Source organism: Streptomyces griseoviridis, assembly GCF_005222485.1.
Taxonomy (GTDB): Bacteria; Actinomycetota; Actinomycetes; order Streptomycetales; family Streptomycetaceae; genus Streptomyces; species Streptomyces hintoniae.
In genome coordinates this window covers 5284178-5308840 of the sequence record NZ_CP029078.1, presented here as the reverse complement: position 1 = coordinate 5308840, position 24663 = coordinate 5284178, and the positions used below count along the sequence as shown (strand labels likewise).

General features: G+C 67.4%; 24 protein-coding genes. All 24 read right to left on the bottom strand.

Going from position 1 to position 24663, the window contains the following annotated elements:
* Positions 1-89: 89 nt before the first annotated feature.
* A complete protein-coding gene (gene rpsQ / locus DDJ31_RS22955; protein ID WP_093824859.1) occupies positions 90-374 on the bottom strand; it encodes a 30S ribosomal protein S17 in 285 nt (94 codons plus the stop codon).
* Entirely contained in the window at positions 374-598 is a 225-nt protein-coding gene (gene rpmC, locus DDJ31_RS22950) for a 50S ribosomal protein L29 (RefSeq protein ID WP_030831683.1), read from the bottom strand. The genes rpsQ and rpmC overlap by 1 nt, the downstream gene beginning before the upstream one ends.
* The gene (gene rplP / locus DDJ31_RS22945; RefSeq protein ID WP_046732372.1) at positions 598-1017 is read right to left on the bottom strand and encodes a 50S ribosomal protein L16; all 420 of its coding nucleotides are present in this window, start codon (positions 1015-1017) and stop codon (positions 598-600) included. The genes rpmC and rplP overlap by 1 nt, the downstream gene beginning before the upstream one ends.
* A 5-nt stretch (positions 1018-1022) precedes the next feature.
* Positions 1023-1856 (bottom strand): 30S ribosomal protein S3, encoded by an 834-nt coding sequence (gene rpsC, locus DDJ31_RS22940; RefSeq protein WP_127178483.1) that lies wholly within the window; start codon positions 1854-1856, stop codon positions 1023-1025.
* Positions 1856-2203, bottom strand: a complete 348-nt coding sequence (rplV, locus tag DDJ31_RS22935; protein WP_003974262.1) for a 50S ribosomal protein L22 — start codon at positions 2201-2203, stop codon at positions 1856-1858. Before rplV ends, rpsC begins: the two co-directional genes overlap by 1 nt.
* A 40-nt stretch (positions 2204-2243) precedes the next feature.
* Entirely contained in the window at positions 2244-2525 is a 282-nt protein-coding gene (rpsS, locus tag DDJ31_RS22930; protein WP_007384069.1) for a 30S ribosomal protein S19, read from the bottom strand.
* Between the two features lie 12 nt (positions 2526-2537).
* A complete protein-coding gene (rplB, locus tag DDJ31_RS22925) occupies positions 2538-3374 on the bottom strand; it encodes a 50S ribosomal protein L2 (protein ID WP_093824855.1) in 837 nt (278 codons plus the stop codon).
* Between the two features lie 48 nt (positions 3375-3422).
* Positions 3423-3842 carry a 50S ribosomal protein L23 gene (rplW, locus tag DDJ31_RS22920; RefSeq protein ID WP_127178484.1) on the bottom strand — a complete coding sequence of 140 codons (420 nt, stop codon included), beginning with the start codon at positions 3840-3842 and terminating at the stop codon, positions 3423-3425.
* Complete coding sequence (gene rplD, locus DDJ31_RS22915; RefSeq protein WP_127178485.1) at positions 3842-4510, bottom strand: 50S ribosomal protein L4; 669 nt, start codon at positions 4508-4510, stop codon at positions 3842-3844. The genes rplW and rplD overlap by 1 nt, the downstream gene beginning before the upstream one ends.
* Positions 4511-4518: 8 nt before the next feature.
* A complete protein-coding gene (rplC, locus tag DDJ31_RS22910) occupies positions 4519-5163 on the bottom strand; it encodes a 50S ribosomal protein L3 (RefSeq protein ID WP_093824849.1) in 645 nt (214 codons plus the stop codon).
* Positions 5164-5180: 17 nt separating this feature from the next.
* The gene (rpsJ, locus tag DDJ31_RS22905; protein WP_003948644.1) at positions 5181-5489 is read right to left on the bottom strand and encodes a 30S ribosomal protein S10; all 309 of its coding nucleotides are present in this window, start codon (positions 5487-5489) and stop codon (positions 5181-5183) included.
* Between the two features lie 464 nt (positions 5490-5953).
* A complete protein-coding gene (locus DDJ31_RS22900) occupies positions 5954-7186 on the bottom strand; it encodes an acyltransferase family protein (protein WP_127178486.1) in 1233 nt (410 codons plus the stop codon).
* A 303-nt stretch (positions 7187-7489) separates the two neighbouring features.
* The gene (tuf, locus tag DDJ31_RS22895; RefSeq protein WP_127178487.1) at positions 7490-8683 is read right to left on the bottom strand and encodes an elongation factor Tu; all 1194 of its coding nucleotides are present in this window, start codon (positions 8681-8683) and stop codon (positions 7490-7492) included.
* Positions 8684-8847: 164 nt separating this feature from the next.
* Complete coding sequence (gene fusA / locus DDJ31_RS22890) at positions 8848-10977, bottom strand: elongation factor G (protein WP_127178488.1); 2130 nt, start codon at positions 10975-10977, stop codon at positions 8848-8850.
* Positions 10978-11016: 39 nt separating this feature from the next.
* Positions 11017-11487 carry a 30S ribosomal protein S7 gene (rpsG, locus tag DDJ31_RS22885; protein WP_003992340.1) on the bottom strand — a complete coding sequence of 157 codons (471 nt, stop codon included), beginning with the start codon at positions 11485-11487 and terminating at the stop codon, positions 11017-11019.
* Between the two features lie 2 nt (positions 11488-11489).
* Positions 11490-11861, bottom strand: a complete 372-nt coding sequence (gene rpsL, locus DDJ31_RS22880) for a 30S ribosomal protein S12 (protein ID WP_003948652.1) — start codon at positions 11859-11861, stop codon at positions 11490-11492.
* A 332-nt stretch (positions 11862-12193) separates the two neighbouring features.
* A complete protein-coding gene (locus DDJ31_RS22875) occupies positions 12194-12706 on the bottom strand; it encodes a DUF1707 and DUF4190 domain-containing protein (RefSeq protein WP_431027474.1) in 513 nt (170 codons plus the stop codon).
* 139 nt (positions 12707-12845) lie between these two features.
* The gene (locus DDJ31_RS22870; protein WP_127178489.1) at positions 12846-16745 is read right to left on the bottom strand and encodes a DNA-directed RNA polymerase subunit beta'; all 3900 of its coding nucleotides are present in this window, start codon (positions 16743-16745) and stop codon (positions 12846-12848) included.
* A gap of 94 nt (positions 16746-16839) precedes the next feature.
* The gene (gene rpoB, locus DDJ31_RS22865; RefSeq protein WP_127178490.1) at positions 16840-20325 is read right to left on the bottom strand and encodes a DNA-directed RNA polymerase subunit beta; all 3486 of its coding nucleotides are present in this window, start codon (positions 20323-20325) and stop codon (positions 16840-16842) included.
* A gap of 558 nt (positions 20326-20883) precedes the next feature.
* The gene (rplL, locus tag DDJ31_RS22860; RefSeq protein ID WP_216626895.1) at positions 20884-21264 is read right to left on the bottom strand and encodes a 50S ribosomal protein L7/L12; all 381 of its coding nucleotides are present in this window, start codon (positions 21262-21264) and stop codon (positions 20884-20886) included.
* A gap of 147 nt (positions 21265-21411) precedes the next feature.
* Positions 21412-21942 (bottom strand): 50S ribosomal protein L10, encoded by a 531-nt coding sequence (gene rplJ, locus DDJ31_RS22855; RefSeq protein ID WP_127178492.1) that lies wholly within the window; start codon positions 21940-21942, stop codon positions 21412-21414.
* 341 nt (positions 21943-22283) lie between these two features.
* Complete coding sequence (locus DDJ31_RS22850) at positions 22284-23141, bottom strand: hypothetical protein (protein ID WP_127178493.1); 858 nt, start codon at positions 23139-23141, stop codon at positions 22284-22286.
* A gap of 152 nt (positions 23142-23293) precedes the next feature.
* Complete coding sequence (rplA, locus tag DDJ31_RS22845; RefSeq protein ID WP_127178494.1) at positions 23294-24019, bottom strand: 50S ribosomal protein L1; 726 nt, start codon at positions 24017-24019, stop codon at positions 23294-23296.
* An 83-nt stretch (positions 24020-24102) separates the two neighbouring features.
* Positions 24103-24537: a 50S ribosomal protein L11 gene (gene rplK, locus DDJ31_RS22840; RefSeq protein ID WP_030671915.1), complete on the bottom strand. Its 435-nt coding sequence runs from the start codon at positions 24535-24537 to the stop codon at positions 24103-24105.
* Between the last annotated feature and the right edge of the window lie 126 nt (positions 24538-24663).

Sequence of the window (24663 nt, the reverse complement as noted above, 5' to 3'; positions counted from 1 at the left end):
GTGTGTCTGCCGGTTCCCCGGGAGCCGCTCAGCGGAGCGGCTCCCGGAGCCTGGCGGAACTGTCCTGCGAGGTTTGCCCCGCAGGAGATTTACTTGGCCTTCTCGAGGATCTCGACGATGCGCCAGCGCTTCGTCGCGCTCAGCGGCCGGGTCTCCGCGAGGAGGACACGGTCGCCGACGCCCGCAGCGTTCTGCTCGTCGTGCGCCTTGAGCTTGTTCGTACGGCGGATGACCTTGCCGTACAGCGCGTGCTTGACGCGGTCCTCGACAGCGACGACGACGGTCTTGTCCATCTTGTCGCTGACGACGAGACCCTCGCGGGTCTTGCGGAAGCCGCGCGCTTCTGCGTTCTCAGTCACGTTGTTCTCGCTCATCAGGCGTTCTCCACCGTCTCGATGCCCAGCTCGCGCTCGCGCATCAGGGTGTAGATCCGCGCGATGTCCTTGCGGACGGCCTTGAGCCGACCGTGGTTCTCGAGCTGTCCGGTCGCCGCCTGGAAGCGGAGATTGAACAGTTCTTCCTTGGCTTCGCGGAGCTTCGCGAGAAGCTCCTCGTCACCCAGTTCGCGCAGCTCGGACGCCTTGGTACCGGCCGACATCACGCTTCACCTGCCTCGCGCTTGACGATCCGGCACTTCATCGGCAGCTTGTGGGCCGCACGGGTCAGCGCCTCACGGGCGATCTTCTCGTTGGGGTACGACAGCTCGAACATCACGCGTCCGGGCTTGACGTTGGCGATCCACCACTCGGGCGAACCCTTACCGGAACCCATGCGGGTCTCGGCAGGCTTCTTGGTGAGCGGACGGTCCGGGTAGATGTTGATCCAGACCTTGCCACCACGCTTGATGTGACGCGTCATGGCGATACGAGCGGCCTCGATCTGGCGGTTCGTCACATACGCCGGGGTGAGCGCCTGGATGCCGTACTCGCCGAACGCAACCTGCGTGCCGCCCTTGGCAGCGCCGTCGCGCTTCGGGTGGTGCTGCTTGCGGTGCTTGACCCTACGGGGGATCAGCATGACGGTCAGGCCTCCGTTCCGGTGCTCTCGGCCGGAGCAGGGGCGGCGGCCGGAGACTCCGTCTTGGGGGCCTCGGCGCCGGCAGCCTGCTGCGGCTTGCGACCGCGCCGCTCGCCACCGCCGCCACGGCCACCACGGGCCGGGCGGTCGGCGCCACCGCGGGCCGGGCGGTTACCCGCACGGGCCGCGGCGTTCTCGGCGCGGACCTCGGCGATGTTCTTGACATCGCCCTTGTAGATCCAGACCTTCACGCCGATGCGGCCGAAGGTCGTCTTGGCCTCGAAGAAGCCGTAGTCCACGTTCGCGCGGAGCGTGTGCAGGGGCACGCGGCCCTCGCGGTAGAACTCCGAGCGGGACATCTCGGCGCCGCCGAGGCGGCCACCGCACTGGATCTTGATGCCCTTGGCGCCGGCCTTCATGGCGGACTGCATGCTCTTGCGCATGGCCCGACGGAAGGAGACGCGGGAGGAGAGCTGCTCGGCGACGGCCTGCGCGACCAGCTGGGCATCCGTCTCGGGGTTCTTGACCTCGAGGATGTTCAGCTGGACCTGCTTGCCCGTGAGCTTCTCGAGGTCGCCGCGGATGCGGTCGGCCTCGGCGCCACGACGGCCGATGACGATGCCGGGACGCGCGGTGTGGATGTCCACACGGACGCGGTCACGGGTGCGCTCGATCTCCACCTTCGAGATGCCGGCGCGCTCCATGCCGGACGTCATCATCCGACGGATGGCGACGTCTTCCTTGACGTAGTCCTTGTACAGCTTGTCGGCGTACCAACGCGACTTGAAGTCGGTCGTGACACCGAGCCGGAACCCGTGCGGGTTTACCTTCTGGCCCATTACCGGGTTCCTTCCTTGCTGCTGACGACCACAGTGATGTGGCTGGTCCGCTTGCGGATCCGGTAGGCGCGACCCTGGGCGCGCGGCCGGAACCGCTTCAGGGTCGGGCCCTCGTCGACGTAGGCCTCGGAGATGAAGAGGCTGTCGGCGTCGGTGTGGTCGTAGTTGTGCGCGGCGTTGGCGATGGCGCTGTCAAGCACCTTGCCGACCGGCACGCTCGCGGCCTGCGGGGCGAAGCGCAGGACCGCCTGAGCCTCCGTGGCGTCCATGCCACGGATGAGGTCCACCACGCGGCGGGCCTTCATGGGCGTGACGCGGATGTACCGCGCCTGGGCCCTGGCTTCCATGGTTGTCCCTTCAGTGTTTGTCATGGTCGTTCACCCCGCGCTAGCGGCGCTTCGACTTCCGGTCGTCCTTGACGTGACCCCGGAAGGTGCGCGTCGGCGAGAACTCGCCGAGCTTGTGGCCGACCATCGACTCGGTGACAAACACCGGGATGTGGGTCTTGCCGTTGTGCACCGCGATCGTGTGACCGAGCATGGCCGGGACGATCATCGAGCGGCGGGACCAGGTCTTGATGACGTTCTTGGAACCGGCTTCGTTCTGGGCGTCCACCTTCTTGATCAGGTGGTCGTCGACGAAGGGCCCCTTCTTGAGACTCCGCGGCATCTAAACCCGCTCCTAGCGCTTCTTGTTCGTCTTGCGGCGGCGGACGATGTACTTGTTCGAAGCCTTCTTCGGCGAACGAGTACGACCCTCCTTCTGACCCCAGGGGCTGACCGGGTGACGACCACCGGAGGTCTTGCCCTCACCACCACCGTGGGGGTGGTCAACCGGGTTCATCGCCACACCGCGAACGGTCGGGCGGACGCCCAGCCAGCGCTTGCGGCCGGCCTTGCCCCAGTTGATGTTGCTCTGCTCGGCGTTGCCGACCTCGCCGACCGTGGCGCGGCAGCGCTGGTCGACCAGGCGGATCTCACCGGACGGCATGCGGAGGTGGGCCATCGAGCCCTCCTTCGCGAGCAGCTGCACGGAGGCACCGGCGGACCGGGCGAACTTGGCGCCGCCACCGGGACGGAGCTCGATCGCGTGGATCGTGGTACCGACCGGGATGTTGCGGAGGGCCAGGTTGTTGCCCGGCTTGATGTCGGCCCCGGGACCGTTCTCGACGCGGTCGCCCTGCGACAGGTTGCGGGGGGCGAGGATGTAGCGCTTCTCGCCGTCCGCGTAGTGCAGCAGCGCGATGCGCGCGGTGCGGTTGGGGTCGTACTCGATGTGCGCGACCTTCGCCGGCACGCCGTCCTTGTCGTGACGACGGAAGTCGATCACTCGGTAGGCGCGCTTGTGTCCGCCACCCTGGTGGCGAACGGTCACACGACCGGCGTTGTTACGGCCGCCCTTGCTGTGCAGCGGGCGGACCAGCGACTTCTCCGGCGTGGACCGCGTGACCTCGACGAAGTCGGCGACGCTGGAGCCACGACGGCCCGGCGTAGTCGGCTTGTACTTGCGGATACCCATTGTCTCTCAGTCCTCGGAAGTTTCCGATTATCTGGACGCTCCGACCGCTTACGCGGTCGGACCGCCGAAGATGTCGATTCGGTCGCCCTCAGCGAGGGTCACGATCGCGCGCTTGGTCGCGGCGCGCTGACCGAAACCGGTCTTGGTGCGCTTGCGCTTGCCCTGGCGGTTGATCGTGTTGACCCCGGTGACCGTGACCGAGAAGACCGCCTGGACGGCCTGCTTGATCTGGGTCTTGTTGGAGCCCGGGGCGACGATGAACGTGTACTTGTTCTCGTCGAGGAGGGCGTAGCTCTTCTCCGACACGACCGGCTTCAGCAGCACGTCACGGGGGTCCGTGTACGCCTTGCTGGGCGCGGTGACGACGGTGTTCTTGCCCTCGGCGGCGTGACGACGCGCCTTGGCGACGCGCGCGGCCTTCGCGGCCTTGGCGGCCTTCGAGGCGATAGCGGGGTGACGGATGGCCATCAGACCTCGCTCCCTTCGGTGTCATCGTTCCGCTCGGCACTGGGAGCGCCGGACACGAAGGACTCGAAAGCAGCCTGGGTGAAGACCACGTCGTCCGAGACGAGAACGTCGTACGTGTTCAGCTGGCCCGGCTCCAGGATGTGGACCTGGGGCAGGTTGCGGGCGGACAGCCACGCGGCCTCGTCGGCGCGGTCGACGACCAGGAGCAGGTTCTTGCGCTCCGAGATCTTGCCGAACAGCGTCCGGGCGGCCTTCGTCGACGGGTTCTCACCCTCGATGACGCCGGAGACGACGTGGATGCGGTTGTGGCGGGCCCGGTCGGTGAGGGCGTGACGCAGCGCGGCAGCCTTCATCTTCTTCGGGGTCCGCTGCGAGTAGTCACGCGGCACGGGACCGTGCACGACGCCACCACCGGCGAACTGCGGCGCGCGGGTCGAGCCCTGACGGGCGCGGCCGGTGCCCTTCTGGCGGTACGGCTTCTTGCCGCCGCCTCGGACCTCGCCGCGGGTCTTGGTCTTGTGCGTGCCCTGGCGGGCAGCGGCCAGCTGAGCGACAACGACCTGGTGGATCAGCGGGATGCTGATCTTCTCGACGTCGAAGATCTCCGAGGGGAGTTCGACGGAACCGGCCTTGTCGCCCGCAGGCGAAAGGATGTCAACAGTGCTCATCGGTTACCTCAGGCCCCCTTGGCCGCGGTGCGGACCAGGACGAGGCCGCCGTTCGGACCGGGAACCGCGCCCTTGATGAGCAGCAGACCCTTCTCCGCGTCAACGGCGTGGACGGTCAGGTTCTGGGTGGTGACCCGCTCGTTGCCCATGCGACCCGCCATGCGGAGGCCCTTGAACACACGGCCCGGGGTGGCGCAGCCACCGATGGAGCCGGGAGAGCGGTGCTTGCGCTGGGTGCCGTGACCGGCGCCGAGGCCCTTGAAGTTGTGACGCTTCATGACACCGGCGAAGCCCTTGCCCTTGCTCTTGCCGGTCACGTCCACCTTGACGCCGGCCTCGAAGGACTCGGCGGTGATCTCCTGGCCGAGGGTGTACACGCTGGCGTCAGCGGTACGGATCTCGACGAGGTGACGGCGGGGGGTGACGTCGGCCTTGGCGAAGTGGCCCTTGAGGGGCTTGTTCACCTTGCGCGGGTCGATCTCGCCGAAGGCGATCTGGACCGACTCGTAGCCGTCGACATCGTTCGTACGGACCTGGGTCACGACGTTGGGGCCGGCCTTGACGACGGTGACCGGAACAACACGGTTGTTCTCGTCCCACACCTGCGTCATGCCGAGCTTCTCGCCCAGGATGCCCTTGATCTGCTTAGCCATCTCTCAGATCACCGGCCTCAGAGCTTGATCTCGATGTCGACACCGGCCGGGAGGTCGAGTCGCATCAGGGAGTCAACGGTCTTGGGCGTCGGGTCGAGGATGTCGATCAGGCGCTTGTGCGTGCGCATCTCGAAGTGCTCGCGCGAGTCCTTGTACTTGTGCGGCGACTTGATGACGCAGTACACGTTCTTCTCAGTGGGCAGCGGCACCGGGCCCGCGACCGACGCACCAGTCCTGGTCACCGTCTCGACGATCTTCTTCGCCGAAGAGTCGATGACCTCGTGGTCGTAGGCCTTGAGCCGGATGCGGATCTTCTGTCCCGCCATGGCTACTCAGTAGTCCTGTCTCTCTTACGCTCTGGAACCCGGTGTTCCCATATCCCGTTCGTCCGACCCACGCGGTCGGGCGTGTCGCGCTGTCGCTGACACAGATGCCCCTTGTTCGAGCATCCCTGTACGGAACAAGCACGGCCCTTCCGGTACCGCAAGCCGGGAACGAAAGTCCACCGGGCGCCTGGCCGGTGCTGCACTGTCGCTTCCCGAAAGATTCCCGTACGTCCAACCCCGAGGGGGTTGACGAGTACTGTGGGACTCGCTTTCGGTCCTCCCGGCGGGAGGCGCGCAGCATCAACACTCGACCGAGCAACCAGGCTAGTCTGCCATATGGGGCAGGGGCCTGGCCAATCGAGCCGGAGAGAATACCCCGGGAGTGACGTAGGTCAAACACAGGTACCGACGCCCCGGGGCAAACGGCCCACATCGCCCGCTCTCCCCCGCTGCGGCAGAGCCGCTCATCCCCCGCTCCCCGCGTCGCGCATCCGCGTGAACGACGAGTCGAGCCCGCGCTTCAGCATCCCGGCCAGCGGCCGCTCGACCCACCGGTGCACCACCCAGCTCAGCGCCAGGAACCCGGCGACGACGAGGACCACCAGCAGCCGCGCGTCCATCGTGTCCCGCAGCCGGCTGATGACCGCCGTGCCGGCCGCGTAGTGCAGCAGATAGAACGGGTACGTCAGGGCGCCCGCCGTCACCAGCCACTGCCAGCGGACCCGGTCGGTGGCGCCGAGCGCGACGGCAACCATCACCAGCAGGAACGCGGTGTAGATGGCGACGCTCCCCCGCCAGCCCGACACATGTTCGACCTCGTCGATCCGGGTGCCCAGCTCCCGCTGGGCCATCAGCCAGGACATCCCGAGGATGCCCCACAGCAGCAGGTCCTGGCCGAAGCGGTGCATCAGGTAGAGGGCCAGGCCCGCGATGAAGTACCAGGCGCCGTCCGGGTTGGCGACCAGGTCGAGGAGCGGCAGCCCGGCCGCGGGCGCCAGCATCGCCGCGGCACCCCACGCGCAGCAGAACACCACGACCTTGCGGTACGTCAGGCCGGTGACGACGACCAGCAGGAACAGCAGGTAGAAGCGCAGCTCCGACCAGAGCGTCCAGTAAACCCCGTCGACGTTCCCGACGCCCGAACCCGCCTGGAGCATCGTCAGGTTGAGCAGCGTCTCGCGCGGGCCGAGCCGCTCCCAGACCCCCGGCAGCAGCGCGAGGACCGCCGTCGTGAAGGCGATCGCGAACCAGTACGCCGGATAGAGCCGGATCACCCGGGAGACGAAGAACTGCCGCGGGGTGCGGCCCCAGCAGGACATGCAGATCACGAAGCCGCTGATCACGAAGAAGATCTCGACGCCGATCCAGCCGTAGGACGCGAGGCGGAACACCGTCGGCATGAGGTCGGAGGCCGGACGGTCCCAGATCGGGTTGGGCGCCCGGTCCACGCGGTCGGTGCCGGCGTAGTGGTGGAGGGCGACCATCAGCGCGGCGATCAGCCGGATGCCGTCGACGGCGTACAGGCGCGGGCGCGCGCGCCGGAGCGGGGTGCGGTCCTGGCCGCGCGCCGAGGCGGTGCCGCTCCACCTGGCCGCGCCCGGCGGCCGCGCCCGGCGGTCCTCCGAGGGGCCCGGTGGCGGCCGGTGACCGTGGTCGGCCCTCGTGCTGGTCAGCGTCCCGTTCCGCGCGCCACGCATCAGAACCCAGTCATCCCCTGTGTGCGATCCGGCGGGCACCACGGCCCTGCTTCCGGTTCACGCTAGGGCGTCACAAGCCCCGCAGAGTGAGCAGGGAAGGGCGTTCGGGACATTGCGGACGCGGAGTTGGCTCAAGCCTCGACGAGCCGCCCGGCAGCCTTCCCGAAGACTTCACCCGGCCGTGGCCAACCCCTCGTTGGCGGGGGACGCGCCGGGGCATGCGAAAGGGCCCGCACGACCGGAGTCGTGCGAGCCCCTTCAGGTGCTTCAGCTCAGGCTGGAGCTACCGGGTCGAACCCGAGATCACTTGGTGATCTTGGTGACCTGGCCGGCGCCCACGGTACGACCACCCTCACGGATGGCGAACTTCAGGCCCTCCTCCATGGCGATGGGCTGGATCAGCTCCACCTTCATTTCGGTGTTGTCGCCCGGCATGACCATCTCGGTGCCCTCGGGGAGGGTCACGACGCCGGTCACGTCCGTGGTACGGAAGTAGAACTGCGGGCGGTAGTTGTTGAAGAACGGGGTGTGACGGCCACCTTCGTCCTTCGACAGGATGTACGCCTGCGCCTCGAAGTCCGTGTGCGGGGTGACCGAGCCCGGCTTGATGATGACCTGGCCGCGCTCGACGTCCTCGCGCTTGATGCCGCGGAGCAGCAGACCGACGTTCTCACCGGCCTGGCCCTCGTCGAGCAGCTTGCGGAACATCTCGATACCGGTGACCGTGGTGGTGGTCTTCTCGGTCTTGATGCCGATGATGTCGACGGTCTCGTTGACCTTCAGGACACCGCGCTCGATACGGCCGGTGACGACCGTACCGCGACCGGTGATCGTGAAGACGTCCTCGATGGGCATGAGGAACGGCTTGTCGACGTCGCGCTCGGGCTCCGGGATCGACTCGTCGACGGCCTTCATCAGGTCGAGGACGGTCTTGCCCCACTCGGCGTCGCCCTCGAGCGCCTTGAGCGCCGAGACCTTGACGACGGGCAGGTCGTCGCCCGGGAACTCGTACTCGGAGAGGAGCTCACGGACCTCGAGCTCGACGAGCTCCAGGATCTCCTCGTCGTCCACCATGTCGGCCTTGTTCAGGGCGACGACGATGTACGGAACGCCGACCTGGCGGGCCAGGAGCACGTGCTCCTTGGTCTGCGGCATCGGGCCGTCGGTCGCGGCGACGACGAGGATGGCGCCGTCCATCTGCGCCGCACCCGTGATCATGTTCTTGATGTAGTCCGCGTGACCCGGGCAGTCGACGTGGGCGTAGTGACGGGTCTCCGTCTGGTACTCGACGTGCGCGATGGAGATGGTGATACCGCGCTGGCGCTCCTCAGGAGCCTTGTCGATCTGGTCGAAAGCCGAGGCCTCGTTCAGGTCCGGGTACGCGTCGTGCAGCACCTTGGTAATGGCGGCCGTGAGGGTCGTCTTACCGTGGTCGATGTGACCGATGGTGCCGATGTTGACGTGCGGCTTAGTCCGCTCGAACTTCGCCTTCGCCACTGGGGTCCTCCTGGGAGTGGTTCTGGTACGCCTTACTTGAACGGCGCCAGGTGATCTTTGCTGTCAAAGCCCGGGCCCGGGGCACCCACCGTCATACGGTGATGAATTCGGGTGAATGCCCCTGGAGGCTCGGGGTCAAGCCTACGGCGTGTGAACGCGGTGCGTTACTCGCCCTTGGCCTTCGCGATGATCTCCTCGGCGACGTTCCGGGGAACCTCGGCGTAGGAGTCGAACTGCATCGAGTAGCTCGCGCGACCCGACGTCTTGCTGCGGAGGTCGCCGACGTAGCCGAACATCTCCGAGAGGGGCACGAGGCCCTTCACGACGCGGGCGCCGCTGCGCTCCTCCATGGCCTGGATCTGGCCACGGCGGGAGTTGAGGTCGCCGATGACATCGCCCATCGACTCCTCGGGCGTGGTGACCTCGACGGCCATCATCGGCTCGAGGAGCACCGGGGACGCCTTGCGCGCGGCCTCCTTGAAGGCCTGCGATCCGGCGATCTTGAAGGCCAGCTCGGAGGAGTCGACCTCGTGGTAGGCACCGTCGAGAAGCGTGACGCGGACGCCCGTCATCTCGTAGCCGGCCAGGATGCCGAACTGCATGGCCTCCTGCGCACCGGCGTCCACCGACGGGATGTACTCCCGCGGGATACGGCCACCGGTCACCTTGTTCACGAACTCGTACGCCGGCCCGTCGCTCTCGGTGATGGGCTCGATCGCGATCTGCACCTTGGCGAACTGACCGGTACCACCGGTCTGCTTCTTGTGGGTGTAGTCCACGCGCTCAACGGCCTTGCGGATCGTCTCGCGGTACGCGACCTGCGGCTTGCCGACGTTGGCCTCGACCTTGAACTCACGGCGCATCCGGTCGACCAGCACCTCGAGGTGCAGCTCGCCCATACCGCCGATGATGGTCTGGCCGGTCTCCTCGTCCGAGTGGACCTGGAAGGAGGGGTCCTCCTCCGCGAGACGCTGGATGGCGACACCCAGCTTCTCCTGGTCACCCTTGGACTTGGGCTCGATGGCGACCTGGATGACCGGCGCCGGGAAGTCCATGGACTCCAGGATCACCGGGTTCTTGTCGTCGGACAGCGTCTCACCGGTGGTGGTCTGCTTCAGGCCCATGACGGCGACGATGTCACCGGCGCCCACCGACTCGATCTCCTCACGCTTGTTCGCGTGCATGCGGTAGATCTTGCCGATGCGCTCCTTCTTGCCCTTGACCGAGTTCAGCACCGCGGTGCCGGACTGGAGGCGACCGGAGTAGATCCGGACGAAGGTGAGCTTGCCGAGGTGCGGGTCGCTCATGATCTTGAACGCGAGCGCGGAGAGCGGCTCCTCGTCCGACGGCTTGCGCGTGACGACGACCTCGGGGTCCTTGACGTCGTGGCCCTCGATGGCCTCGACGTCGAGCGGGGTCGGCAGGTAGCGCACGACCGCGTCGAGCAGGGGCTGGACGCCCTTGTTCTTGAACGCGGTGCCGCAGAACACCGGGGTGACCGTGGTGCCCTGGGACTTGCCGGACGCGATGGTGATGCGACGGACCGCGGCGTACAGCTGCTCCTCGGTGGGCTCCTGGCCCTCCAGGAACAGCTCCATGATCTCGTCGTCGTTCTCCGCGACGGTCTCGACCAGCTTGCCGCGGTACTCCTCGGCGGCCTCGGTGTGCGTGGCCGGGATGTCGACGACGTCGTACATCTCGCCCTTCGCGGCCTCCGCGGACCACACGAGCGCCTTCATGCGGACCAGGTCCACGACGCCCTTGAAGTCGGCCTCGGCACCGATCGGCAGCTGCATGACGATCGGGACGGCACCGAGCCGGTCCTTGATCATGTCGACACAGCGGTGGAACTCGGCGCCGGTGCGGTCCAGCTTGTTCACGAAGCAGATGCGCGGCACGCCGTAACGGTCGGCCTGACGCCACACCGTCTCGGACTGCGGCTCGACACCGGCGACACCGTCGAACACCGTGACGGCACCGTCGAGGACGCGCAGCGAGCGCTCCACCTCGACCGTGAAGTCGACGTGGCCCGGGGTGTCGATGATGTTGATCGTGTAGTCGTTGTCCTCGAGCGGCCAGTGACAGGTGGTGGCAGCAGAGGTGATCGTGATGCCACGCTCCTGCTCCTGCTCCATCCAGTCCATCGTGGCGGCGCCGTCGTGGACCTCACCGATCTTGTAGGAGACGCCGGTGTAGAACAGGATCCGCTCGGTGGTGGTCGTCTTGCCCGCGTCGATGTGGGCCATGATCCCGATGTTGCGGACCTTGGCCAGGTCAAGTGAAGTGGTAGCCATAAGGCTTCGGTCTTCTCTCGGTCTCGATGTGGGTAGCGACTACCAGCGGTAGTGCGCGAAGGCCTTGTTGGACTCGGCCATCTTGTGCGTGTCCTCGCGCTTCTTGACGGCCGCACCGAGGCCGTTCGAAGCGTCCAGAAGCTCGTTGAGCAGACGCTCGGTCATGGTCTTCTCGCGACGGGCGCGGGAGTAGCCGACCAGCCAGCGCAGCGCCAGGGTGTTGGCACGACCGGGCTTGACCTCGATCGGAACCTGGTACGTCGCGCCACCGACACGGCGGGACTTGACCTCGAGGGTCGGCTTGATGTTCTCGAGCGCGCGCTTCAGCGTGATGATCGGGTCGTTGCCCGTCTTCTCACGCAGACCCTCCATGGCGCCGTAGACGATGCGCTCGGCGGTGGAGCGCTTGCCGTTCAGCAGCACCTTGTTGATGAGGGAGGTCACCAGAGGAGAACCGTAGACCGGGTCGATGATGACCGGGCGCTTCGGGGCGGGGCCCTTACGAGGCATTCTTACTTCTCCTTCTTGGCGCCGTAGCGGCTGCGGGCCTGCTTGCGGTTCTTGACACCCTGGGTGTCGAGCGAGCCGCGGATGATCTTGTAGCGAACACCCGGCAGGTCCTTCACACGGCCGCCGCGCACGAGCACGATCGAGTGCTCCTGCAGGTTGTGTCCCTCACCCGGAATGTAAGCGGTGACCTCGATCCCGCTGGTCAGACGCACACGCGCGACCTTACGCAGGGCCGAGTTCGGCTTCTTCGGGGTGGTCGTGAACACACGCGTGCAGACGCCACGACGCTGAGGGGAACCCTCGAGTGCGGGCGTCTTGTTCTTCTCGACCTTGTCCTGCCGGCCCTTCCGGACCAGCTGCTGGATCGTAGGCACTACTTCTCCGGTTTCTGTGTGCCGATTGGTAAAGCTAACCTGGAACGTCACCGACCCACGCGGTCGGGTGTGTCGAATCCGGCGAACCTCCGCCGTGAAGCGGAAGGGGCACAGATCACGGTGGCCGCGCACAGCTCGTCGTGCGGTTGAAGGCACGCACAAGAGCCAGGGCACACCCCAGGCACAAGGTCTGAGCGTACCTACCTCATTCGCTGCGGTCAAAACAAATGGACCGCGCCCGCATCGACCTGCGGTTCATGTCAAGTCCGCCCACCCCGGACGATCTTGAGATCGAGGGCACCGACCCCCCGGACTCCGGGCCGCCGCCCGCCTCAGTGCGCCATGACCACCAGCAGCAGCGCCGCCATCAGCAGCACCCACCCCACCACCGACACCCAGCCGAGCACCAGACCGGTCATCGCCAGCCCGTCCCCGCCCTCCCCGGTCCGCCGGATCTCGGCACGGGCCGAGTGGCCGAGGACGATCGCGGGGATCGCGGTGATCCCGCCCGTGATCAGCGTGAGCCCGCCGCAGACCACCGCGCCCACCGCCTTGCCGTTCGTCGGCCGCGGCGGCGCCGGCAGGAAGGTCCCGGGAACGGGCCCCATGGCCGTCTGCTGCGGTACCGGGCCCGACGGCAGGTCCGCCACCAGCAGGGCCAGCTCCCCCACCGTGCGGGCCGCGTACGCCCGCGCCACCCGACGGTCGAACTCCGGCTTCTCCAGCCGGCCCTCCCCGTACCCCGCTCTGAGCACGTCGACGGCGCGCTCCCGGTCGGCGTGCGAGGCGAGCATGGACGGCGCGGCCTGCGCCTGCCAGGGCGTCGGAAAAGACACGGGCACCATCCCCCAGGGCGTCGGAGTGTCTCCATCATCCTCCAACGCACCGGTTTCGGCATCGGTTCCCGGACTGCCGGGATCGGTGCGCGAACGCCGAAGGGCGGCCACCCCGGAAGGTGACCGCCCCTCAACTCAAGCGACCCGCTTACTGGTTGTACGGACCGTAGTCGTAGTCCTCCAGCGGTACGGCCTGGCCGGAGCCGGTGCCGAACGGCGAGTAGTCGATGTCGTCGTAGCCGACGGCCGAGTACATCGCGGCCTTGGCCTCCTCGGTCGGCTCCACCCGGATGTTGCGGTAGCGGGACAGACCCGTACCGGCCGGGATGAGCTTACCGATGATGACGTTCTCCTTGAGGCCGATGAGGCTGTCGGACTTGGCGTTGATCGCCGCGTCCGTCAGCACTCGGGTCGTCTCCTGGAAGGAGGCGGCCGACAGCCAGGACTCCGTCGCCAGCGAGGCCTTGGTGATACCCATCAGCTGCGGACGACCGGAGGCGGGGTGACCGCTCTCCTGCACCACACGACGGTTCTCGGTCTCGAACTTGGAGCGCTCGACCAGCTCGCCGGGCAGCAGCTCGGCGTCGCCGGACTCGATGATCGTCACCCGGCGCAGCATCTGCCGGATGATGATCTCGATGTGCTTGTCGTGGATCGACACACCCTGCGAGTTGTAGACCTTCTGGACCTCGCCGACCAGGTGGACCTGGACGGCGCGCTGGCCCAGGATGCGCAGCACGTCGTGCGGGTTGGTGGCACCCACGGTGAGCTTCTGGCCCACCTCGACGTGCTCGCCCTCGCTGACCAGGAGCCGGGCACGCTTCGAGATCGGGAACGCCGTCTCGTCGCTGCCGTCGTCCGGGGTGACGACGATCTTCTTGGTCTTCTCGGTCTCCTCGATCCGGATGCGGCCGGAGGCCTCGGAGATCGGGGCGACACCCTTCGGGGTACGGGCCTCGAACAGCTCGACGACACGCGGCAGACCCTGGGTGATGTCGTCACCGGCCACACCACCGGTGTGGAAGGTACGCATCGTCAGCTGGGTGCCGGGCTCACCGATGGACTGGGCGGCGATGATGCCGACCGCCTCACCGATGTCGACCAGCTTGCCGGTGGCCAGCGAGCGGCCGTAGCACATGGCGCAGGTGCCGACGGCGGACTCGCAGGTCAGGACCGAGCGGGTCTTGACCTCGGAGACGCCGTACTTGACCAGCTCGTCGATGAGCACGTCACCGAGGTCGGTGCCGGCCGGGCCGAGCACCTTGCCGTCGACGACGATGTCCTCGGCGAGGCAGCGCGCGTACACGGACGTCTCGACGTTGTCCGCCTTGCGCAGCACGCCGTCCGCGCCGACCTCCGCGATGTGCAGCTTGAGGCCGCGCTCGGTGCCGCAGTCCTCCTCGCGGATGATGACGTCCTGGGAGACGTCGACCAGACGACGGGTGAGGTAACCCGAGTCGGCGGTCCGCAGGGCGGTGTCCGCCAGACCCTTACGGGCACCGTGGGTGGAGATGAAGTACTCCAGCACGGACAGGCCCTCACGGAACGACGCCTTGATGGGACGCGGGATCGTCTCGTTCTTGGCGTTGGACACCAGACCGCGCATACCGGCGATCTGACGCATCTGCATCATGTTTCCTCGGGCGCCCGAGTCCACCATCATGAAGATCGGGTTCGTCTTCGGGAAGTTCTCGTTCATGGCCTCGGCGACCTCGTTGGTCGCCTTGGTCCAGATCGCGATGAGTTCCTGAGTCCGCTCTTCCTTGGTGATCAGACCGCGCTCGTACTGCTTCTGGACCTTCTCGTCCAGCGCCTCGTAGCCCTTGACGATCTCCTTCTTCGCGTCGGGGACGACGATGTCGGAGATGGCCACGGTGACGCCGGAGCGGGTGCCCCAGAAGAAGCCGGCCGCCTTCAGGTTGTCGAGCGTCGCCGCCACGATGACCTTGGGGTAGCGCTCGGCCAGGTCGTTGACGATCTCGCCGAGCTGCTTCTTGCCCACCGAGTAGTCGACGAACGGGTAGTCCTCGGGCAGCAGCTCGTTGAAGAGCGCGCGGCCCAGGGTGGTGCGCAGCCGGAAGGTGTCGCCGGGCTGCCACTCGGGCTCGCCCTCCTCCCGGGCCGGCGGCGTCCAGCCACGCGGCGGGATGGTGCCCACCGGGAAGCGGATGTCGACGGCCGACTGCAGCGCCAGCTCGCCGGCGTCGAACGCCATGGTCGCCTCGGCCGTGGAGCCGAACGCGCGGCCCTCGCCCTTGACGTCCCGCAGCTCGCCGTCCGTGGTCAGGAAGAACAGACCGAGGACCATGTCCTGGGTCGGCATCGTGACCGGGCGGCCGTCGGCCGGCTTGAGGATGTTGTTCGAGGACAGCATCAGGATGCGGGCCTCGGCCTGCGCCTCCGCGGAGAGCGGCAGGTGGACGGCCATCTGGTCACCGTCGAAGTCCGCGTTGAACGCGGTGCAGACGAGCGGGTGGATCTGGATGGCCTTGCCCTCGACCAGCTGCGGCTCGAAGGCCTGGATGCCCAGGCGGTGCAGGGTGGGAGCGCGGTTCAGCAGCACCGGGTGCTCGGCGATGACCTCTTCGAGGACGTCGTACACGACGGTGCGGCCGCGCTCGACCATGCGCTTGGCGCTCTTGATGTTCTGCGCGTGGTTCAGGTCGACCAGGCGCTTCATCACGAACGGCTTGAAGAGCTCCAGCGCCATGGCCTTGGGCAGACCGCACTGGTGCAGCTTCAGCTGCGGGCCGACGACGATGACGGAACGCGCCGAGTAGTCGACCCGCTTGCCGAGCAGGTTCTGGCGGAAGCGGCCCTGCTTGCCCTTCAGCATGTCGCTGAGGGACTTCAGCGGACGGTTGCCGGGGCCCGTGACGGGGCGACCGCGACGGCCGTTGTCGAAGAGGGCGTCGACCGCCTCCTGGAGCATGCGCTTCTCGTTGTTGACGATGATCTCGGGGGCGCCGAGGTCGAGAAGCCGCTTCAGGCGGTTGTTGCGGTTGATCACGCGGCGGTACAGGTCGTTCAGGTCGGAGGTCGCGAAGCGGCCACCGTCCAGCTGCACCATCGGACGCAGGTCCGGCGGGATGACCGGCACGCAGTCGAGCACCATGCCCTTGGGGCTGTTGCTGGTCTGCAGGAACGCGGAGACGACCTTGAGGCGCTTGAGCGCGCGGGTCTTCTTCTGGCCCTTGCCGGTGCGGATGATCTCGCGGAGCTTCTCGGCCTCTTCGTCGAGGTCGAAGGACTCCAGGCGCTTCTGGAGCGCCGCGGCGCCCATCGAGCCGTCGAAGTAGGTGCCGAAGCGGTCGCGCAGCTCGCGGTAGAGCAGCTCGTCGCCCTCGAGGTCCTGGACCTTGAGGTTCTTGAAGCGGGTCCACACCTCGTCGAGGCGGTCGATCTCGCGCTGCGCGCGGTCGCGCAGCTGCTTCATCTCGCGCTCGGCGCCTTCGCGCACCTTGCGGCGCACGTCGGCCTTGGCGCCCTCGGCCTCCAGCTCGGCCAGGTCGGTCTCGAGCTTCTTGGCGCGGGCCTCCAGGTCGGCGTCCCGGCGGTTCTCGACCTGCTGCCGCTCGACGGAGACGTGCGCCTCGAGGGAGGGCAGGTCGCGGGTGCGGCGCTCCTCGTCGACGTACGTGATCATGTACGCCGCGAAGTAGATGACCTTCTCGAGGTCCTTGGGGGCCAGGTCGAGCAGGTAGCCGAGCCGGCTCGGGACACCCTTGAAGTACCAGATGTGCGTGACGGGCGCGGCCAGCTCGATGTGGCCCATCCGCTCACGGCGCACCTTGGCGCGAGTGACCTCGACGCCGCAGCGCTCGCAGATGATGCCCTTGAAGCGGACACGCTTGTACTTGCCGCAGTAGCACTCCCAGTCCCGGGTAGGACCGAAGATCTTCTCGCAGAAGAGTCCGTCCTTCTCGGGCTTGAGGGTGCGGTAGTTGATCGTCTCGGGCTTCTTGACCTCGCCGTGGCTCCACTGACGGATGTCGTCGGCGGTGGCCAGGCCGATCCGGAGCTCGTCGAAGAAGTTGACGTCGAGCACTATGCGTCAATCCCTCTCAGGGTTGTAAGTCTTGGGGTCTGAAACGGGGGTCCTGGGGCCGGAGACCTTCTGGGCGAAGGTCTCCGGACTCCCGTCAGACCTCTTCGACGCTGCTCGGCTCGCGCCGGGACAGGTCGATGCCGAGCTCCTCCGCAGCGCGGAAGACATCCTCGTCGGTGTCACGCATCTCGATGGACATACCGTCACTGGACAGCACCTCCACGTTCAGGCAGAGCGACTGCATCTCCTTGATGAGGACCTTGAAGGACTCGGGGATGCCGGGCTCGGGAATGTTCTCGCCCTTGACGATGGCCTCGTAGACCTTCACGCGGCCGGTGACGTCGTCGGACTTGATCGTGAGCAGTTCCTGGAGGGCGTAGGCGGCGCCGTACGCCTCCAGCGCCCACACCTCCATCTCGCCGAAGCGCTGACCGCCGAACTGCGCCTTACCACCCAGCGGCTGCTGGGTGATCATCGAGTACGGGCCGGTCGAACGGGCGTGGAGCTTGTCGTCGACCAGGTGGTGCAGCTTCAGGATGTACATGTACCCGACCGAGATCGGGTCCGGGAACGGCTCACCGCTGCGGCCGTCGAACAGCCGCGCCTTGCCGGACGGGAGCACCATGCGCTCGCCGTCGCGGTTGGGGATGGTGTGCTGGAGCAGACCCGCGAGCTCGTCCTCGCGGGCACCGTCGAAGACCGGGGTCGCGACGTTGGTGCCGGGGTCGACCTGGTCGGCGCCGATGACCTGGAGCCGCTCCGCCCACTCGTCGGCGAGCCCGGAGACGTCCCAGCCGCGGCTGGCGAGCCAGCCGAGGTGGATCTCCAGAACCTGTCCCGGGTTCATTCGGGACGGCACACCCAGCGGGTTGAGGATGATGTCGACCGGGGTGCCGTCCTCCAGGAACGGCATGTCCTCGATCGGCAGGATCTTCGAGATGACGCCCTTGTTGCCGTGCCGGCCGGCGAGCTTGTCACCGTCGGTGATCTTGCGCTTCTGCGCGACGTAGACGCGCACCAGCTGGTTCACACCGGGGGGAAGCTCGTCGCCCTCCTCGCGGTCGAAGACCCGGACGCCGATGACCTTGCCGGTCTCGCCGTGCGGCACCTTCAGCGAGGTGTCACGGACCTCACGGGCCTTCTCGCCGAAGATCGCGCGCAGCAGGCGCTCCTCGGGGGTCAGCTCGGTCTCGCCCTTGGGCGTCACCTTGCCGACGAGGATGTCGCCGGCGATGACCTCGGCGCCGATGCGGATGATGCCGCGCTCGTCGAGGTCGGCGAGGACCTCCTCGGAGACGTTCGGGATGTCCCGGGTGATCTCCTCGGGGCCGAGCTTGGTGTCACGGGCGTCGACCTCGTGCTCCTCGATGTGGATCGAGGAGAGGACGTCGTCCTGCACGAGGCGCTGCGACAGGATGATCGCGTCCTCGTAGTTGTGGCCCTCCCACGGCATGAACGCCACGAGCAGGTTCTTGCCCAGCGCCATCTCGCCGTTCTCGGTGGCCGGACCGTCGGCGAGGACCTGGCCCTCGATGATCCGGTCGCCCTCGTTGACGATGACCTTCTGGTTGACCGAGGTGCCCTGGTTGGAGCGGGCGAACTTGGCCAGCCGGTACGTGATGTACGTGCCGTCGTCGTTGGCGGTGGTGATGTAGTCGGCGGAGACCTCCTGGACGGCGCCCGCCTTCTCGGCCCTGACCACGTCACCGGCGTCGACGGCGGAGCGGTACTCCATGCCGGTGCCGACGAGCGGGGCCTCGGACTTGATGAGGGGCACGGCCTGACGCATCATGTTCGCGCCCATGAGGGCGCGGTTGGCGTCGTCGTGCTCCAGGAAGGGGATCATGGCGGTCGCGACCGACACCATCTGGCGCGGCGAGACGTCCATGTAGTCGACGTCGTCACCGGGGACGTAGTCGACCTCGCCGCCGCGGCGGCGGACCAGGACCCGGGACTCCTCGAACCGCATGTCGTCGTTGAGCGTGGCGTTGGCCTGCGCGATGACGAAGCGGTCCTCCTCGTCGGCGGTCAGGTAGTCGACGTCGTCGGTGACCTGGCCCTCGACGACCTTGCGGTACGGGGTCTCGACGAAACCGAACGCGTTGACCCGGCCGTAGGAGGCGAGCGAGCCGATCAGGCCGATGTTCGGGCCTTCGGGGGTCTCGATCGGGCACATGCGGCCGTAGTGCGAGGGGTGCACGTCGCGGACCTCGAAGCCGGCCCGCTCACGGGAGAGACCACCCGGACCGAGCGCCGACAGGCGGCGCTTGTGGGTGAGACCCGACAGCGGGTTGTTCTGGTCCATGAACTGCGACAGCTGGCTGGTGCCGAAGAACTCCTTGATGGAGGCGACGACCGGCCGGATGTTGATCAGGGTCTGCGGCGTGATCGCCTCGACGTCCTGCGTGGTCATGCGCTCGCGGACGACGCGCTCCATCCGGGCCAGACCCGTGCGGACCTGGTTCTGGATGAGCTCGCCGACGCTGCGCAGACGACGGTTGCCGAAGTGGTCGATGTCGTCGGTCTCGACGACGATCGCGTCGCCGCTGTCGCCGACCGTCTCGGTCTCACCGGCGTGCAGCTTCACCAGGTACTTGATCGACGAGATGATGTCCTCGACGGTCAGGATGCCGGCGTCGAGCGGGGCGTCGGCGCCCAGCTTCTTGTTGACCTTGTAGCGGCCGACCTTGGCGAGGTCGTAGCGCTTCGGGTTGAAGTAGAGGTTCTCGAGCAGCGTCTGCGCGGCCTCACGCGTGGGGGGCTCGCCCGGACGCAGCTTGCGGTAGATGTCGAGCAGCGCGTCGTCCTGGCCCTGGGTGTGGTCCTTCTCCAGGGTGGCGCGCATCGACTCGTACTCGCCGAACTCCTCGAGGATCTGCTCGGTGGTCCAGCCGAGCGCCTTGAGCAGGACGGTGACGGACTGCTTGCGCTTGCGGTCGATGCGGACACCGACCATGTCGCGCTTGTCGATCTCCATCTCCAGCCAGGCACCCCGGGACGGGATGATCTTGGCGGAGAAGATGTCCTTGTCGGACGTCTTGTCGATGCTGGAGTCGAAGTAGACGCCGGGGGAACGGACCAGCTGGGACACCACGACACGCTCGGTGCCGTTGATGACGAAGGTGCCCTTGTTCGTCATGAGCGGGAAGTCGCCCATGAAGACGGTCTGGGACTTGATCTCACCCGTCTCGTTGTTCGTGAACTCCGCGGTGACGAAGAGCGGGGCGGCGAACGTGAAGTCGCGCTCCTTGCACTCGTCGATGCTGTTCTTCGGCGGCTCGAAACGGTGGTCGCGGAACGTCAGGGACATCGACCCGGAGAAGTCCTCGATCGGGGAGATCTCCTCGAAGATCTCTTCGAGACCGGACTTGGTGGGGACGTCCTGACCTGACTCCAGAGCCGCCTCGACTCGAGCCTTCCACGCGTCGTTTCCGAGCAGCCAGTCGAAGCTCTCGGTCTGCAGAGCAAGAAGGTTCGGAACCTCGAGGGGCTCCTTGATCTTTGCAAAAGAGATGCGCAGCGGGGCGGTGCTGGCAGCGTTGTTCGTATTCGCGGTCGAGGCAGTGCGCGAGGCGGCCAAGAGGGGGTCCTTCCGAGGGCTCGGACTCACTACGCGCGTACCGGCCCCCCACTGGCGCACAGAGCCGGGCATCCCTGATCAGGGACGTTCGGCTGTCGGTGCTGAAGTGAGGGAATGCCCCTGGTGACGGGCAGGGGACAGCTAACAGGCAGCGCAAAGGGACAGTGTAGCCACTCGGCACACTGATGTCCAGCCCCGATTTTCTGTGACCCTCGTTGTCCTCAACGCCCTCGGCATAGTCGCCCTCAACGCACGTTGATACTGCCCTCTTCGTCGCCGATCCATGCCTCGGATTCGGATCGTTGTGACGACGCGTCCTGAGAATTGCGCGCTGCGTGCGGTTCGTCAAGGCCCCCCTGCCCGAACCAGGGGTGTCCGGAGACACGACGAAGATCACCATACCCCCCGGGTGGAGGGCCGCAAGGCAACCGTGGCCGCGCCTCCAGGAACGCGAAAGAGCGACCACCCGGATGGATGATCGCTCCTCGCGGCGTCCGCGTTACAGCCCTCTCGGACCGTGCCGCGGCACGCGTGGGTCCGGTGCGGACCCGAGAGGTGTTACTTGACCTCGACGGAGGCGCCGGCGCCCTTGAGGGACTCGGCGGCCTTCTCCGCGGCCTCCTTGGCGACCTTCTCGAGAACGGGCTTCGGGGCGCCGTCCACGAGGTCCTTGGCCTCCTTCAGACCCAGCGAGGTCAGCTCACGCACGACCTTGATGACCTGGATCTTCTTGTCGCCGGCACCGGTGAGGATGACGTCGAACTCGTCCTGCTCCTCAGCGGCCTCGACGGCGGCGGCGGGGCCGGCCGGGGCAGCGGCGACCGCGGCGGCGGCGGTGACGTCGAACTTCTCCTCGAACGCCTTCACGAACTCGGAGAGCTGGATGAGGGTCATGCCCTCGAACTCGGCGAGCAGTTCGTCCTGGGTGAGAGCCATGATGGCTTCCCTTCATTCATTCGGCAGGTGCCGTGTGTACATGTCTGGCGGGCGTACGCCTTGCGGCGTTACTGCGTAGACGTTCGGCCCGCTACGACCGTGTCCCCGGGGGCTTGCGCCCGTCAGGCCGCGGTCATTTCGCGAGCCGAATTACTCGGCACCGCCCTGCTCGTCCTGCTTGGCACGGAGCGCGTCCACGGTGCGGACGAGCTTCGAGGGAAGCGCCTGGAAGAGCTGCGCAGCCTGGGTCTGCTTGCCCTTGAAGGCACCCGCCAGCTTGGCGAGCAGAACCTCGCGGGACTCGAGGTCCGCGAGCTTCTTGATCTCGTCGGCGGAGAGCGCCTTGCCGTCAAGGACACCGCCCTTGATGACGAGGTTCGGGTTGTCCTTGGCGAAGTCACGAAGACCCTTCGCCGACGTCACCGGGTCACCGGTGATGAAGGCGACCGCCGTCGGACCGTTGAACAGGTCGTCGAGCGTCGAGATCCCGGCCTCGTTGGCCGCAATCTTGGTCAGCGTGTTCTTCACCACGGCGTACTGGGCGTCGTCACCGAGCGAACGGCGCAGCGTCTTGAGCTGCGCCACGGTGAGACCCCGGTACTCGGTCAGCACGGCGGCGTTCGAGCTGCGGAACTGGTCCGCGAGCTCGGCCACCGCGGCAGCCTTGTCGGGCCTTGCCATAGAGCGTCGGCCTCCTTCCGGGTGATGAGGACCGCTCGGAAAGGAGCCGGCAAAACGAAACGCCCCGGCGCAGGCGCTCGGGGCGTAGCTCGACCGGTCGTTCGCCGCGCGAGCAGCGACCTCCGGGAGCACATCCACAACACCTGCGCGGGTCGTCCGCGGTTCAGCGGATCCTTCGGCCACCGCACCCTCTTGCGAGTGCACGGCAACGACCAGCGGTCTTTGGCTTCCTCAGAAACATACGCGAAGCCGCCACCGGCAGGCAAATCCGCTCCGTGACGGCGCCCGGCCGGCCGCCCCGGCGGCGCGCGGAGGGACCGCTCAGCCCGCGGGCGGCGCCCTCACCGGCCGTCCTGATGGTCCATCAGGGTCTTGTAGTCCGCGGTGTCGGCGGCCGGCGGTCTGGCGACGGAGACGCGCACGCCGTAGTCGCGGTAGTGGGCGGTCTGGCTGTACCCGCCGGTCAGGGTGGAGCCCTTCTCGGCCTTCTTGACCAGCAGGTCCCGGCCGTCGACCCAGATGTCGACGCGTTCGGACGTGACCCCGGCCCGGGTGAGCTGCTCGCGCAGCGCGGCCAGCTCGCGGGCGCCGAGGCGGGTGGCGTCGCCGGTCAGGTCGGCGGTGGCCACGGTGCCGGTGTAGTGCGTGGTGTCGACCCCGCGGACCCGCTCGGCGCCGACCCTGCGCAGGTCCCCCGCGGCCAGCAGCAGCTTCACCGACTGGTTGGGGGTGGTGCTGCGGACCTGGTCGAGGCCGTCGAGGTCGGCGTACCCGTAGCGGATCCAGTGCCTGCCGCCGGTCTGCGCGGCGAAGGTGTCGCCCATCCGCGCGTAGTAGGCGTCGGGCAGGTACCGCGTCCGCATCGACGTGCTGCCGAGCCGGCGCATGGTCTCCAGGGCCGTGCCGCCGGTGTAGGTGAGGGTGAGGGCGCCGGTGACGTCGTCGGCCCAGCCGAGGGTGCCGGCGGCCCGCAGGGACATCTGGGAGCCGATGGTCGTCGTGGACTCGACCCTGACGGAGTCGGCGGCGTCGGTGGCGCGGTCGGCCCTGCGCAGCGCGTCGATGAGCGCGGGCGGCGCGCTGCGGACGCCGTCCGGGCGGTCGGGGGCGTCGTCGGTCGATGTGCAGGCGACCGCCCCGGTGAGGGCGACCGCCACCGCCGTGCCCAGGGCGGACCTGCGCAGCCTCGTGCTGTTCATTCGTCCCACCCCTGTGCGGTCGCTGTGCCCCGACGGTAACTCAGGGCACGGACACCGGGACACGACGAAGGCGGGCCCCGCACCGTCGAAAGGTGCGGGGCCCGCCTCGCGATGTCGCGTCCCTGACGCGGCTACCGGGCTGAGCGGAGGGCTCAGACGGCGGCCGGGTCCTCCTCGACGAGGAGGTTGCGGGTGCGGTTCGGGTCGAGCGGAATGCCGGGGCCCATCGTGGTGGCGAGGGAGGCCTTCTTGATGTAGCGACCCTTGGCGGCCGACGGCTTCAGACGGAGGACTTCCTCCAGCGCGGCGCCGTAGTTCTCCACCAGCTTGGTGTCGTCGAAGGACGCCTTGCCGATGATGAAGTGCAGGTTCGAGTGCTTGTCGACGCGGAACTCGATCTTGCCGCCCTTGATCTCGGTCACGGCCTTGGCCACGTCCGGGGTCACGGTGCCGGTCTTCGGGTTCGGCATGAGGCCACGCGGACCGAGCACGCGGCCGAGGCGGCCGACCTTGCCCATGAGGTCCGGGGTGGCGACGACGGCGTCGAAGTCCAGACGGCCCTTCGCGACCTCGTCGATCAGTTCGTCGGAGCCGACGATGTCGGCGCCCGCGGCTTCCGCGGCGGCAGCACGGTCACCGGTCGCGAAGACCAGGACCCGGGCGGTCTTGCCGGTGCCGTGCGGCAGGTTCACGGTGCCACGGACCATCTGGTCGGCCTTGCGCGGGTCGACACCCAGGCGGAAGGCGACCTCGACGGTGCCGTCGAACTTGGTCGTGGAGGTCTCCTTGGCGAGACGGACGGCCTCGAGCGGGGCGTAGAGCTTCTCCCGGTCGATCTTGGCGTCCGCAGCGCGGAGAGACTTGCTGCGCTTGCTCACTGCTTTCTCCTGTGGTTCCTAGGAGTCGTGGTCCAGGCCGAGCAGGCCCTGCCACTTCTGCTGATGTACGGGGGAGTTGGGGCTCAGCCCTCGACCGTGACGCCCATGGAACGCGCGGTACCGGCGATGATCTTCGCGGCGGCGTCCAGGTCGTTGGCGTTGAGGTCGGGGAGCTTGGTCGTGGCGATCTCGCGGACCTGCGCCTGGGTGATCTTGGCGACCTTGGTCTTGTGCGGCTCGCCCGAGCCCTTCTCGATGCCCGCGGCCTTGAGGATCATCTTCGCGGCCGGCGGCGTCTTGGTGACGAAGGTGAAGGAGCGGTCCTCGTAGACCGTGATCTCCACCGGGATCACCCAGCCACGCTGCGACTCGGTCGCGGCGTTGTAGGCCTTGCAGAACTCCATGATGTTCACGCCGTGCTGGCCCAGCGCGGGGCCGACCGGCGGGGCCGGGTTGGCGGCGCCGGCCTGGATCTGGAGCTTGATGAGCCCCGTGACCTTCTTCTTCTTGGGAGGCATGCTCTCTCCGGGTCCTTGCTGAGAGGTTGGTTACCATCTGCGCCACATGGATGAATCATCCGGCAGATGGCATACCGCACAACGGTAGCCGATAGCACCCCGACCCATGAAATCGAGCAGGTCAGG